The organism is Acinetobacter sp. KH_038 (assembly GCF_057839405.1).
Map to the genome: position 1 here is coordinate 2,982,838 of NZ_CM174489.1, position 13,820 is coordinate 2,996,657.

Below are 13,820 nucleotides of genomic sequence, written 5' to 3' on the forward strand. Positions count from 1 at the left end.
CACTGACTTAAATCTTATTTTTCAAGGCCAAGGACATGCTGGAATTCCCTTCTAAACTGCCTGATTTAGGCGTTACGATTTTTAGTACCATGTCGGCCTTGGCACAAAAACTCGGCGCACTGAACCTTTCACAGGGATTCCCAGACTTTCCTGCACCACCCGCCCTGGTTGAGGCTCTGACTCGGGCCAGTCAGGATGGTTTTAACCAGTATGCACCTGGAGATGGCTTGCCGGTATTGCGAGATCTGGTGGCGGAGCTGTATCAACAGCGCGATCGGTTGAGCATTGATCCGCTAGAAGAAATTACGATTACGCCCGGTGCCACCATTGCGATTTTTTGTGCGATTCAGGCCACGGTACGTCCCGGTGAGGAAGTCATTATCTTCGATCCGAGCTATGACAGTTATGCCCCTGCGGTACAGCTGGTAGGCGTAACCCCGGTACACATTGCACTCCAGCATCCAGATTTTTCTGTGGACTGGAATCAGGTCAAAGATGCCATCAATGAGCGTACCCGCATGATTGTAGTCAATACTCCTCACAATCCCAGCGGGAGTATCTGGTCCAGAGCCGACTGGCAGCAACTGATTGAGCTGATCCGTGAGCGGAATATTGTCGTGTTATCTGATGAAGTCTATGAACATCTGGTTTTTGACGGTATGCAGCATCATTCAGCCTGGTCATTTCCTGAACTGCGTGAGCGTAGTTTCGTGATTGGTTCTTTTGGTAAAACCTTTCATGTCACTGGCTGGAAAACCGGCTTTTGTATTGCAGCGCCGCCCTTGATGCGAATATTCCGACAGATTTATCAGTTTGCCAGTTTCTGTGGTGTGACCCCCGTTCAGGTCGCTTTGGCGGAATATATGCAACTGCATCCTGAACACATCCGGGAACTTTCCCGTTTTTATCAACACAAACGCGATCTGTTTAACTCGTCAATAGCAACCTCACGCTTTAAATGGACACCCTCTCAAGGGACTTATTTCCAGAATCTGGATTATTCTGATATTCGGCCAGATTTAAATGATGTAGACATGTGTCATTTCCTGGCAGAGCAGCATGGAATCGTGGCGATTCCGGTTTCTGTGTTTTACCAGCAAGCACCTGCTGATTTACGTCTGCTCAGGTTCTGTTTTGCCAAAAAACAACATACCTTGATTCAGGCCGGTGAAATCCTGTCCAAGGTTTAAATTATTTTTTAACTAAAAGCCTTATAAAATAAATGCTTTATTTACTTAAAAGCTAAGGCTTTTTTCTATGTCCTCTTGGATAATAGCCAGATAATTGAATAAATGAAAAATCATCAACAGGATGTGGCATGGCACAGCAATCACTGATCCAACAACAGAATTTATGGAAGGCCTTTCTGGTATTTCTGTTGCCATTAATTGCAACCAATATCCTGCAAAGTCTTTCTGGCACCATCAATACGGTTTTTGTCGGGCAAATGCTCGGGGTTAATGCTATTGCTGCGGTTGCGGTATTTTTTCCGATCCTGTTTTGTCTCATGGCTTTTGTGATTGGTTTATCTGCCGGCTCTACCGTCCTGATTGGACAGGCCTGGGGTGCAAAAAATATAGAAAAAGTGCGCTGCATAGTCGGTTCTACGCTTTTTATGACCTTAATTGGCGGAAGCCTGATTGCACTGTTTGGGGTCATTTTTGCTGAAAATATCCTGTTGGCTCTTGGTACAGATCCGGATGTGATGCACTTGTCCTTGCCCTATGTACAATGGATGCTGGCAGGTAGCCCCTTAATTTTTATCTATATTATTTATACCTCGATCTTGCGCGGTGTCGGGGACAGTACCACACCACTCTTTGCTTCTGCACTCACCATTGGCGTGGGTCTGGTGGTCACCCCGATATTGATTGCCGGCTATTTTGGTTTTCCCAAGATGGGGATTATCTCGCCTGCAATTGCCACCATTCTGGGGAATCTGGCAGTCCTGCTGTTTTTAACCCTGTATCTGAACTATAAACAGCATCCACTCCGACTCGATTGGGCCTTGTTAAAACATATCCGTCATCAGCCTAAATTAAGCAAAATTATTTTACGTCTGGGTGTTCCAACCGGAATACAAATGGTCACCACTTCTGTCGCTGGCCTGGTGATTGTCGGCCTGGTCAACCGCTATGGTGCAGAAGCTATGGCAGCCTATGGGGCGGTCAATCAGGTATTAAACTATATCCAGTTTCCAGCCTTGTCGATTGCAATTGCAGCCTCAGTGTTTGGCGCACAAGCGATTGGTGCGGGAAAATCAGATCTGCTGAATAAAGTCACACGAACTGCACTCGGTATGAACATTCTGTTTACCGGCAGTCTGGTGATTTTGGCTTATCTGTTCTCCAAATATCTGATGGCACTGTTTATTACTGATCCTCAAGTCGTGGTACTTGGTCAACAGTTACTGTTTATTGTGCTCTGGTCGATTCTATTCTTTGGTGCCAGTGCCATTTTTGCCTCAATCATGCGGGCTAGCGGTACGGTGACAGTACCCATGCTGATCAATGTCGTGGCTATTATTTTCATTGAAGTGCCATGTGCCTATCTGTTTAGTCAATGGTGGGGCTTGCAAGGCATCTGGTATGGCTATGCCCTGGCCTTTGTCTGTCTTTGCATTATGCAGGGCCTGTATTACCAGTTTGTGTGGAAGAAAAAAACCATTACAGCCCTGGTTTAAAATCTGCGCTTAAATCTGCTAAGTTCTGCATTTTTGCTGCTGTAGGCTTTGCAGCAGTTGAGTTCAAATACTGCTGAAATATCCACAGTATTTATTTAATCATAGATCAATATACTGTTTTTATTGTATTTTTTATCTGGCATGGAACTTGTTATATCCCTATCAATGATGATTTCAAAAATCGAATGATAAGGAGATAAACATGGCAAAACGTCAAATTAAACTTGGTGCATTTATTCCTACTACATCGCAGCATGCGGCAGGATGGCGCCATCCTAAATCTCGCCCGGAACAGCATTTAAGTCTGGAATATGCCATTGAGCTGGCAAAGACTGCAGAAAAAGGTTTATTCGATGCCTACTTTCTGGCTGATGGCCTGTCGGTACGCTGGGGTTCTGCAGCTGAAGGTGCGCTCGGTTTAGGCGACAAAGGCGTCGGCTTTGAACCAGTCACCTTATTTGCAGCCTTATCTGCGGTAACCCGACATATTGGCTTTATTGCCACTGCCTCGACCACCTATGAAGATCCTTATCTTTTAGCGCGTAAATTTGCCTCTCTGGATCATATTAGCCAAGGACGTGCAGCCTGGAACGTGGTCACCACAGCTTCTCCAGATACGGCGCGAAACTTTGGTCTGGAACAGCATCCAGATCCGAAAACCCGTTATCAACGTGCAGATGAGTTTATCGAAGTCACACAAAAATTATGGGATTCCTGGGAAGATGATGCCTTTATCTATAACAAGGAAAGCGGTCAGTTCTTTGATGCCGATAAATTGCATGAGCCGCAGCATCAGGGTAAATATTTCAGCGTTGGCGGTGCACTGAATGTTTCCCGCCCACCACAAGGTTATCCAGTGATTGTGCAGGCGGGACAGTCTGAAGATGGACGCGAGCTGGCAGGTAAATACGCCGAGGTGATCTTTACTGCACAGCAGAATCTGGCAGATGCACAAGAATTCTATCGTGATGTCAAAAGTCGTCTGCTCAAATATGGCCGCCATCCGGACGATTTAAAAATCATGCCAGGGGTATCAATTTTTGTGGCGAAAACCGAACAGGAAGCACAAGAAAAATACGATCTGCTGAATAGCCTGATTCATCCTCAAGTGGGCTTAAGCCTGCTGTCCGGGCTTTCTGGTGGAATTAACCTGAATAAATATGACCTGGATGCACCCTTCCCTCAACTTGAAGATGCTGATCTGAATTTCTCCAGCCGCCAGCAAATGATGATTGATATTGCCCGCAAACATCATTTTAGTATTCGCGAGCTGTATCAATATATTGCTTCGGCACGTGGTCACTGGACCCTGATTGGTACACCTGAACAAGTGGTTGATCAGCTGCAAACCTGGTTTGAAAATGAAGCTGCCGATGGTTTCAATGTCTTGCCACCGAGTACTCCTGCTGGCTTAAATGACTTTGTCGAGCTGATTGTGCCGGAGTTGCAACGCCGTGGTCTGTTCCGTACCGAATATGAAGGTACGACTTTACGTGAAAACCTGGGTTTACAGCGTCCTGAAAATCAATATGTCTTACAAGCTGCACAACAGCGCAGTCAGGCTTCTTGAAAGCTCACTGTTTTAATGCCCTGCGGGGCATTTTTTATAGCTGAAATTTAACCGAGATGATCAATTCCTAAAGCTAAAAAAGCCTGCATAAGCAGGCTTTTCGATACAGACAAGAATTGCAATAGCTTACCAGGCAAACTGATAATCCGAGAATGTCTTTGCAGGCACCTGTAATAACGCTTCCTTGACCGGATCACTAAAATCTTGCAGGATATTATTTTTAATATTGTGCAAGCGGACATCTTCCCGTTTACGTGGATGGGATACCGGTACATCGACAATGCGTTTGATTCTTCCCGGATGCGGCTGCATGACCACCACCCGATCGCCAAGAAATACGGCTTCCTCGACATCATGAGTCACAATGATCATGGTAATTTTTTCAGTCTGCCAGATCCGCTGTAATTCATCCTGTAAGTTTTGACGAGTCAAGGCATCCAGCGCGCCAAAAGGTTCATCCAGCAGTAAAATTTGCGGCCGGTTAACCAGACTGCGGGCAATCGCTACTCGCTGATTCATACCGCCCGATAGCTGTGAGGGATAGGCATTTTTAAAGTCCGTCAGATTGACCAGGGCTAAATGCGCATCAATCAGTTGATCTTCTTCTGCACGAGCCAGATTGCTCCTGTGTAGCGCAATACGGATATTTTCTCGTACACTCAGCCAGGGAAACAGGCGGTGATCCTGAAAAATAATGCCACGGTTTAAACTGGTACCAAAGGTTTTCTCTCCATCTACCAGAATCTGACCCTGATATTGCTGCTCCAAGCCCACTAACAGGCGTAACAGCGTGGATTTACCACACCCACTGCTGCCGACGATACTAATAAATTCACCTGGCTGAATGTCCAGATTAATATCTTCCAGAACAGTAAGATTGTCACCTTGCTGGCTCGGGTAATGCTTGCTTAAATGCTGAATCGAAACAGAACCGCGATCTTGATGTGTCATGCTCTCCTCCTTAGATGCTCTGGTCTCAACCTAGAGTTTGGCCAAAGACACTTCTGTAGACTTGATCAGCACCACCACCTCAGAGCCAATTTTCAGATCCAGATCCTGTACCGAGCGGGTACTGATAATCGAGGTAAAGAGACCGGCTTTGGTTTCGACATTAATTTCTGAAACCACGGTTCCTAAAACAACTTCCTGAACCACACCTTTAAATTGATTACGAACATTCACTGCTGTAATTGTCATTTTATTTACTCTATTTTATAGTGTGGGATTAATATAAATTATTTTATCTAAAAGCATTATCTCGATTTAATATTAGGTTATCGAAGGTAGTTTTATCTGATTTTAAGATAATTTTTTCTTTTATTACTTTATACCGGAGACAGATATTTAAATATCGATTTCTTATTTATCCTTATCCGTTAAATATTAGATGATGTCCGGGATTGAATCATTGAAATAATAAGATGTCTATATTTACCCACCCGATTATCAGTCAGACACGACGACATGAACGTGCTACGGCAACGGTATTTGAAGACCCCTTGTCACAGGCACTGCTGGCACGTATTCAACAGATTGCCCCGAGTGATGCCAATGCTTTAATCCTTGGTGAAACAGGCACAGGTAAGGAACTGGTAGCACGTCAGATTCATGACCTGAGCCATCGTGCCAAAGGACCGTTTATTGCGGTGAACTGTGGCGCCCTGACCGAATCCCTGGCAGAAAGTGAGCTGTTCGGGCATGAAAAAGGGGCTTTTACCGGTGCGATCCAGCAGCGCATAGGCTGGTTTGAAGCGGCGCATAATGGAACTTTATTTCTGGATGAAATTGGTGATTTGTCGCTGCCGATGCAGGTCAAACTGCTCCGCATTTTGCAAGAACGGGAGATTATCCGGGTAGGCTCCTTAAAACCCATCCGGATCAATGTGCGGATCATTGCAGCCACACATGTCGATCTGGAAAAAGCAGTGATTGAAGGAAAATTCCGTGAAGACCTGTTCTATCGTCTGTATGTCGCGCTGCTCAAGATTCCGCGCCTGGCCGACCGTCGTGATGACATCCTGCCTTTAGCCAGGTTTTTTGTAGAGCGTTATCAGACCAATCCACATGATACTCCGCTACGCATCTCTGCTCTGGCGGCCAAAAAATTGCTTCAGCACCGCTGGCCGGGCAATATTCGTGAGCTGGAAAATACCATACATCATGCGGTGCTGGTCAGCCAGAATGGCGTGATTGAGCCGGAAAATATTAGTTTTTCCAATCTGATCTCGGCACAACATAAAACAGCAGGTTTATTCAATAACCAGCGCAATGATCAGCCGGAAACTCACACCTCGATTCATAATCTGCAAGATGCAGAACAGCTGCTAAAAACCACCTTCCAACAACTCTTTGAAGCATCCATGCAGCTTCCTGAATTCAATATCAATGAACTGATTGAAGAACGTTTTATTCGCAGTGCTTTCGAATATTGTCAGTATAACCAGGTGCATACCGCAAAGCTTTTAGGCGTGACACGTAATGTGGTTCGCACCCGTTTGCTAAAATACGGATTGCTTTGATCAGGCCTGTTATTTTATTTCCTGGATTAATATTTGTTCATCAACGACTTGCTGCCCAACCGAAAGCCTCCTCTCTACTGGTAGGAAACTTGCAAAGCATGCTCGTCTGGCAGAGCTTTTTTTACGCAAAAATCCGATTATCCTCGGGTGAAACTGTGCTTATTATCTTAAAGGATACGGTTAATCTTTATTTAAATATAAATAAAATAATGATTTCTTATTTATAAATCAGTTCTATTCAAAAATAGAATCAACACAAGAAAAAACACCAGTATATCGCTGGTGTTTTTTTAATTTAACTTTGAATTCTGTATTTATTCGATCGGGTTTTTCTTCCATTTTGTAAAATGTCTTTCTACTGCCAATAATCCATAGTTAAAGATTAAGCCTACCAAGGTCATCATTAAAATACCCACAAACATTTCCGGAATTTCGAAGCTATATTGAGAATAAATAATTAAATAACCCAGGCCGGCTTTAGAGCCAAACATTTCTACTGCCACCAATGCCAGCACAGAGATGGCCCCGGCCAGACGGATGCCCACAAAAATTGTCGGAACGGATGCCGGGAGAATGACTTTCCGAAATAGCTGATAGGGTGCTAAGCCCATGGTACGTGCTGATTTGATCAATAGCGGATCTACATTCTGGACCCCTGAAATGGTATTTAATAAAATCGGCCAGGTGCAGGCATAAACCAGCAAACTGATTTTGGAAAGTTCACCAATTCCGAGAAATAAAATGAACACCGGCATCAGTGCCAAGGCAGTGGTATTACGAAACAATTCCAGCAAGGGATTTAAGGTTTCTGCAATCAGTTTGTACCATCCAATCAATAAACCGAGTGGAATTGCGATCAGAATCGCCAGACTAAAACCAATTACCGAACGTTGTAAACTGACACTTAAATGATGACCGAGCTGGCCAGATTGATACAGCTCCCAGGCGGTTTGCAGCACCGTACTAAGTGCAGGTAAAAACGCGGCATTGACGACGCCGATACGGGGTAAAATTTCCCAGAGCAGAAAAAATAATATCAGGGCAATTGAGCGTTTAAAGCCGGAACTAAGCCAGGTCAGTTGCAGCTGGGTTTTCTTGGAATGCAGTCTTGCCTCAGGATAACTGAGCGTTGGATGCTTTGCAGTGGTCACGGTCTTCTTCCTTCATTCTCGTTATAGGTGGTTTAAGCGCTGTGCTTGAGTTGCTTGGACTTTTCCAGTGCTTGCGCCTTGATCACTTCCTCACTCAGCTGCGACCAGATATGATGGCGTAAGCGGCCATATTCAGCTGTCGAGCGTATATCCTGGGTTTTGGCCTGCAAGCTGTCTGGAATCTGGATCACATCTTTGATCCGCCCTGGACGTGAAGTCATGATAGCCACGCGCTGGCTTAAATAAATGGCCTCATCAATACTGTGGGTAATAAAAATGATGGTGGCCTTGGAGGTACGCCAGATATTGAGCAGCTCTTCTTGCAGGGTTTCGCGCGTTTGCGCATCCAGTGCCGCAAAAGGCTCATCCATCAGTAAGATTTCAGGTTCATAGGCCAGACTGCGGGCAATCGCGACCCGTTGCTTCATGCCACCGGACAGTTCATTTGGAAAATGCTGTTCAAAACCTGCCAGTCCCACCAGCTCCAAATAATATTGCGCTTTCTGGCGTCGGGTTTTCTTGTCCACACCTTTGGCTTCCAGTCCAAATTCAATATTTTGCAAGGCATTCAGCCATGGATAAAGCGCATATTGCTGGAAGACGATGCCGCGATCGAGACCGGGTCTGGTAATTTCTTTGCCATTCAATAATATCTGTCCGGAACTTGGACGTGTTAGCCCGGCAATCAAATCCAACAAGGTCGACTTGCCGCAGCCGCTAGGGCCGACGATTGAGACAAACTCACCTTGCTGAATGTCCAGAGTGACATTTTCGACAGCCACAAAAGGGGCTGAAAGCTGTTTGCTGCTACTACTTTTTGCGGGAAATTCTTTACGGATATGATCCATTTTTAATGCAATTGTCATTGTTATAATCCTTGAGTCTGCTCTGCGGCATAAGGGTTAAAGCGGTTACTGAAAATTTCATGAGCTTGTAATTGCTTGTTTTTCAGTTTCTGGTCTTTTTGCATGAGTTTGATCCAGGGTTCAAAATCTTCAGCCTTTTGCACACCGCCAATCGCATGTACGCCATAACTCTGGAAATACGGCAACAGGGCCAGACTTTCATTGCGGTTACGTTCGGAAATAATCCGTTTAAAACGTGCCTGAACCTGCTCGACTGGCGTGGTCTGCACCCAGCGATGGGCATGTGCAATTGCAGCAACAAAGGTTTGCGCTACCTCAGGATGTTGTTGAATAAACTCCTGACGCATGGAATAACTGCCCGCAGTAAATTCACCATATAGGTCGATATCGGCAAAGATCTTACGCACGCCGCCATTATTCAGCGCGCGCTGTTCAGTGATGCTCGACAATACTGCAACATCAATTTGTCGATTGCGCAGCGCCTGTTCCGAGCTAATGGGCGGCAACATGATAAATTCGACCTGAGCAATTTCAGCTGCGCTCAGCCCTTCACGCGCCAACCAGTCACGTAATACAAAATCAAAATGTGCACCGAAGGTATTCATGGCAACTTTTTTACCAATAAAGTCTCTGGCAGTACGGATGGGGCTATTTTCCAGCACATAAAAGCCGGCCGACTGCTTCAGGTCGCTGCCATAAGAAGCCACGACCGGCACCACATTTAAGCCTGCAGCCACCACTTTTACGACTGCGCCATTAAAGGCCGAAGCGAAGTCGACATCCCCTGCCACCAGTGTCAGTAAATCCTGCGGTCCACCTTGTACCGTCCCCACATAATTGAGCTTGATATCGCCCAGATAGCCCAGATCTGCAGCCAGTTCCGGTAAAGTCACCATGCCGGCGGTACTCTGATAGCGTAATTCGGTGACTTTGGTTTCCGCATCCTGGCTACGCTGCAGGCTGCAGGCCACCAGACTCAGGCTGGTGAGCATGACCAGGGAAAGTTTTGCCCACCATAAGCTTGTTTTATTCATTATTCGCTCCTATCGGTTTTGCCACGCCAGTACGCGCTGCTCAAAGATGGATAAAATCCGGTTCAACAGCAGACCAATGGCTCCTATCAACAACATGCCGATTAAAATCAGTGAGACATTGAACTGCTCACGGCCACGAATCACCAGATTCCCTAGCCCTACGCCATAATTGGCCAGTAAAAATTCAGAACCAATTGTGGCCAACCAGGCAAACATCAATCCAAGTTGCAAGCCGACAAAGATTTGTGGACTGGCCGCAGGTAAAATCAGTTTGCGGTAGGTATAGGCTTTGGGAAATTGATAAACCTGTGCCACTTCGCGGTATTTATTTGCAATACTGCTTACCCCTTCCAGACTATGCAGTGCGACCGGATAAAACACCGACAGGCTGATAAACAGGATCTTGGCGACATTGCCATAACCTAAAAAGGTCGAAATCAGCGGCAGCCAGGCAAATAGCGATACCTGCCGCAAGACATGAAAACTGGGCGCAAAAATCCACTGCATCCATCGCGAAGTTCCCAAAGCCACACCGCAAGCGACACCCAGACTGGCACCGATCAGATAACCGGTTAAATTACGACTGAGGCTTGCAGCAAGCCCTTGCCAGAATTGGGCTTGAGCTAAAATGGTTGATGCATTGAGCACAACCTGCCACGGCGATGGAATAATTTTCACATCTAGCCAGTTAAAATAAGACGCAACTGCCCAGAGCAGGATAAAAACGGCAGGTAAGGCCAGTGCCTGAACCGGTTGAAGATTGAAGCGCCAGCTGCGTGTGGATGCTTCTTCTGGATAGGCCAGTTTATGCTTGTGTAGAATGGTATCTGACATGATTAAGCCCTCACCCGGGTTGTATAAAAACGTGCCCAGGCTTCCAGTCGTGCCAACAGGCTGTCGAGCGCATAGCCGGTCAAACCAATCAAAATGATGCCAATAAATACCAGATCCATTTGCATCAACTGGCGGCCCCAGACCATTAGAAAGCCGATCCCTTCACTGCTGGCCAGCAACTCGACAAAGACCAGTGCCAACCAGGCCTGCATGATGCCCTGACGCAAGCCACTAATCAGTGCCGGTAAACTGGCAGGCAAAATCACCTGGCTCAAGGTTTGTAATCTGGAAAATTGATATACCCTGGCCACATCCAGTAAGCGTTCAGGCACCTGCTTGATCCCTTTAAAAGTCGCAATCAGCACCGGAGAAACTACTGCCAAAGAAATCGCGACGATTTTCAGGGCTTCATCGATCCCTAAAAAAATCATCAGCAATGGAATCCAGGCAATCATCGGAAATTGCGCCAATAACTGAATACTTGGATAGGCCCAGCGCTTGGCACGTTCAGAGCATACAAACCAAACCCCTAAACCCAAGCCTAAACTCGCCCCCAGCAACACACTCCATAAAATACGTTTGGCACTGATCCAGAAATGAAACTGCAATTCCGCACTGTGCCAAAGCTCAAGCGTGCTGCTCCAGACCAATTGCGGTGCTGGCAGAATCTGTTCCGGCAACCATACTTTTAAAGTAGCGACATACCACAAACACAGCACAGCGACAGGCAGTGCCAGACCACACAGCATAGTCCCGCCACGCTGTAGATAAGGTTTTAGTTGTTTCAGGATGCGGCGGTCGCTTTGCCATGAAATTGGCTCGACCTTTAGCTGCTGAGATAAGCTCATGGTTCTTGCCTCTGTAATTGTGTGAGTGCTGGATCTGCTTTTAAAAAAGATTGGAAATTTAAATTACGGAAAACAAAATAGGTCATAGCGACAAACACCAGTCCAATCGGCGCAAAGATGGCTTGCAAACCAATATGATGGCCCAGTGCTGCACCGGCCAAACCGCCGAGTAGGCCGCCTGCGGGGCCGACCAGTGCCAGTAGCGGCGAGATCTTGCTCATGGCAGTTTGTTCGCCAACTTTGGCAAAGGACATAAAATTGGCAATGTGTAAGATACCGAGTCCCAGCCCCAAAGCCACACTGGCCGGCCATAACCAGAACGCATGTTGTGCCAGACTCAGACTGATGAGAGCAAAGCTGATCAGTGACAGTCCGATCAGATAAAACTTGTGATAACCCAGGACTTCAGCCCATGCGCCCAAGCTAAACAGGCTGCCGACAAAGACCATGCCCTGTACCGTCAGCAACATTACTGCCAGTGTTTCTTCTAGCTGGAAACTCTGGATCGCAATGACCACAATGAAAAAACCAAAGTAGTTGTTGGCGATATTGCTCATAAACTCCATGCTGCAAATGGTGCGTAACTGTGGATGCTGTTTCAAGAGTTTTAAGGGTTCAATGATTTCGGCGAAACGAAACTTGGACCGGGCTGTTGCACGGGTTTCAATCGGTTCAAAGCATACAGGTGCAAAGATCACTGCCAGCAGGAATAAGGCAGCAACCCCCCAAAACGCGCCGTGATAGCCCAATACTTCAATTAGAAACAAGGCCAAAGTCGGTGCGAGCAGGAAGAAACCCATCATATGCGAGCCACGAAACCAGCCAGCTTTGGCCGGGCCTAAGCGTTTGAGGTTGCTCAAGAAAACGGTATGAATCGAAACAAAGCGCATCGGCAGCACAAAGCTCACTAAAGCGGTAATGATCAATAGATACCAGGCATTGGTATAAGCAGAGAGCAGGCTATACAGCACCGCCCCCAATACACTGCCCAGAGCAAAAATTCTGAGTGAGCCAAAGCGCTGTACCAGCACGCCAACCGGCAATGCCATGATCAGCAGACCAATACTTTGTGCCGCTGCGATCAGGCCGAGCTGTAACTCGGTGGCATTCAGCTGAACTGCATAGAGCGAGGTTAAAACACGGGCGACACCGACCCCGAGCCCAGCCAGAATCGTCAAGACAATAAAACTGCTGGCAAACTTAAAACTCATCGGCTCAAGAACAGCGCTGCTTTCAACAGGTTTCATCAATCCTATCCTTACTTTGGCTGACCTTTGGCATTCAGCGGCGTCCAGTAATTTTCCAGTTTCAGCTCTTTCAGGGCATGATTGAGATACTTCGGCTCATACCAGGTTTTGGTATCGACATCACGGCGAATCAAGCGTGCCTGTTTGGATACACGTACCGCATCTTCAAGCTGGGCACGGTGGAATTCATCCAGCAAGGGATTGATCCGCACTTTCAGGGCATAGCCATCCCAGTCTTTTTTATAATCTAAAAGTGGCACGCCACTTTGTGACCACAGCTTGTATTGCGCAGCACGGTTGGCTTCCTGAGAGCTCCAGTGCGCCTGTTTGACCAGTGTGGTCACGACACGCTGCACGATGTGCGGATATTGTTTTTCAAAACTTTCCGTGACCCAGAAACTGGAAAGAGGCGCGACCGTCGGATCATTAATGGTTTGCAGGCGTTTGGCTACACCGCGTGCTTCAAGACTCCACGGAGATACAATCGTGGCATCAATATCACCTGTGGCCAGTGAGGTCCGCGAAGAAAAGCCATCCTGGCTAATCACACGCAAATCACGTTCGGTTAAACCATTTTTGGCTAGAATCCGATTCAGGACGATCTGACCGTTAGTGCCTTTAAAGTTGGCAAATTTCTTGCCTTTCAGATCCTGAATACTTTTGGCAGTTGAATCACGCGGTACCACGACATAGACGGGTCCCAAACGGGTCGCATTAAGCAGAATTTTGGTTTTCAGCCCGGTAGAACGCCCCACAATAGATGGCAAATCGCCTTGCAAGGCAAAATCCACTTTACCGTTGGCCAAGGCTTCATTGGTAGCAGGTCCGGCACCCGGAAAGAACAGCCAGTTGACCTTGATGCCATCCTGTTTAAATTCCTGTTCAAGTACACCACGTAAATGTGCTGTGGCCGCATAAGAACCGCCCACTTTGGGTTTACCGCCCTCACCGGCACTGGATACCGAAATTCGGATTTCTTTCGGATTCGCGGCCTGCACCTGCAAACTCAGCCCTAAAGCCGATAAAGCTAAAAATGTCGCTGCAATTTTTTTGGTAAAAGTTTTCATC

13 protein-coding genes are annotated in these 13,820 nt (G+C 46.7%); 4 read left to right on the forward strand and 9 right to left on the reverse strand.

The window, feature by feature from the left end; genetic code table 11:
* The first annotated feature begins 35 nt into the window (after positions 1–35).
* The 3 genes from AC3IT7_RS14190 to AC3IT7_RS14200 all read left to right on the forward strand — a co-directional run bounded on the left by AC3IT7_RS14190 (position 36) and on the right by AC3IT7_RS14200 (position 4,253).
* A complete protein-coding gene (locus AC3IT7_RS14190) occupies positions 36–1,190 on the forward strand; it encodes a methionine aminotransferase (protein ID WP_489248883.1) in 1,155 nt (384 codons plus the stop codon).
* Between the two features lie 128 nt (positions 1,191–1,318).
* Positions 1,319–2,683, forward strand: a complete 1,365-nt coding sequence (locus tag AC3IT7_RS14195) for an MATE family efflux transporter (protein ID WP_489248884.1) — start codon at positions 1,319–1,321, stop codon at positions 2,681–2,683.
* 202 nt (positions 2,684–2,885) lie between these two features.
* Positions 2,886–4,253, forward strand: a complete 1,368-nt coding sequence (locus AC3IT7_RS14200; RefSeq protein ID WP_489248885.1) for an LLM class flavin-dependent oxidoreductase — start codon at positions 2,886–2,888, stop codon at positions 4,251–4,253.
* A gap of 126 nt (positions 4,254–4,379) precedes the next feature.
* Here AC3IT7_RS14200 and AC3IT7_RS14205 read toward each other — a convergent pair whose 3' ends face one another.
* A complete protein-coding gene (locus tag AC3IT7_RS14205) occupies positions 4,380–5,204 on the reverse strand; it encodes an ABC transporter ATP-binding protein (protein WP_489248886.1) in 825 nt (274 codons plus the stop codon).
* A gap of 30 nt (positions 5,205–5,234) precedes the next feature.
* Positions 5,235–5,450: a TOBE domain-containing protein gene (locus AC3IT7_RS14210; protein WP_489248887.1), complete on the reverse strand. Its 216-nt coding sequence runs from the start codon at positions 5,448–5,450 to the stop codon at positions 5,235–5,237.
* Between the two features lie 224 nt (positions 5,451–5,674).
* Between AC3IT7_RS14210 and AC3IT7_RS14215 the strand changes: the two genes are divergently transcribed.
* Positions 5,675–6,772: a sigma-54 interaction domain-containing protein gene (locus tag AC3IT7_RS14215; RefSeq protein WP_489248888.1), complete on the forward strand. Its 1,098-nt coding sequence runs from the start codon at positions 5,675–5,677 to the stop codon at positions 6,770–6,772.
* Positions 6,773–7,086: 314 nt separating this feature from the next.
* On the opposite strand, the gene AC3IT7_RS14220 is transcribed toward AC3IT7_RS14215, so the two are convergent.
* Genes AC3IT7_RS14220 through AC3IT7_RS14250 form a run of 7 tightly spaced genes read right to left on the reverse strand, consistent with a single transcriptional unit; the run spans position 7,087 to position 13,819 of the window.
* Positions 7,087–7,923 (reverse strand): ABC transporter permease, encoded by an 837-nt coding sequence (locus AC3IT7_RS14220; RefSeq protein WP_489248889.1) that lies wholly within the window; start codon positions 7,921–7,923, stop codon positions 7,087–7,089.
* Between the two features lie 32 nt (positions 7,924–7,955).
* The gene (locus AC3IT7_RS14225) at positions 7,956–8,789 is read right to left on the reverse strand and encodes an ABC transporter ATP-binding protein (RefSeq protein ID WP_489248890.1); all 834 of its coding nucleotides are present in this window, start codon (positions 8,787–8,789) and stop codon (positions 7,956–7,958) included.
* A 2-nt stretch (positions 8,790–8,791) separates the two neighbouring features.
* Positions 8,792–9,823 carry an ABC transporter substrate-binding protein gene (locus AC3IT7_RS14230; RefSeq protein WP_489248891.1) on the reverse strand — a complete coding sequence of 344 codons (1,032 nt, stop codon included), beginning with the start codon at positions 9,821–9,823 and terminating at the stop codon, positions 8,792–8,794.
* A 9-nt stretch (positions 9,824–9,832) separates the two neighbouring features.
* Entirely contained in the window at positions 9,833–10,657 is an 825-nt protein-coding gene (locus AC3IT7_RS14235) for an ABC transporter permease (protein WP_489248892.1), read from the reverse strand.
* Between the two features lie 2 nt (positions 10,658–10,659).
* Entirely contained in the window at positions 10,660–11,505 is an 846-nt protein-coding gene (locus tag AC3IT7_RS14240) for an ABC transporter permease (RefSeq protein WP_489248893.1), read from the reverse strand.
* On the reverse strand, positions 11,502–12,752 hold the full coding sequence (locus AC3IT7_RS14245) for an MFS transporter (protein WP_489248894.1): 1,251 nt from the start codon (positions 12,750–12,752) through the stop codon (positions 11,502–11,504). Before AC3IT7_RS14245 ends, AC3IT7_RS14240 begins: the two co-directional genes overlap by 4 nt.
* A gap of 11 nt (positions 12,753–12,763) precedes the next feature.
* Complete coding sequence (locus AC3IT7_RS14250; RefSeq protein ID WP_489248895.1) at positions 12,764–13,819, reverse strand: ABC transporter substrate-binding protein; 1,056 nt, start codon at positions 13,817–13,819, stop codon at positions 12,764–12,766.
* Position 13,820 lies beyond the last annotated feature (1 nt).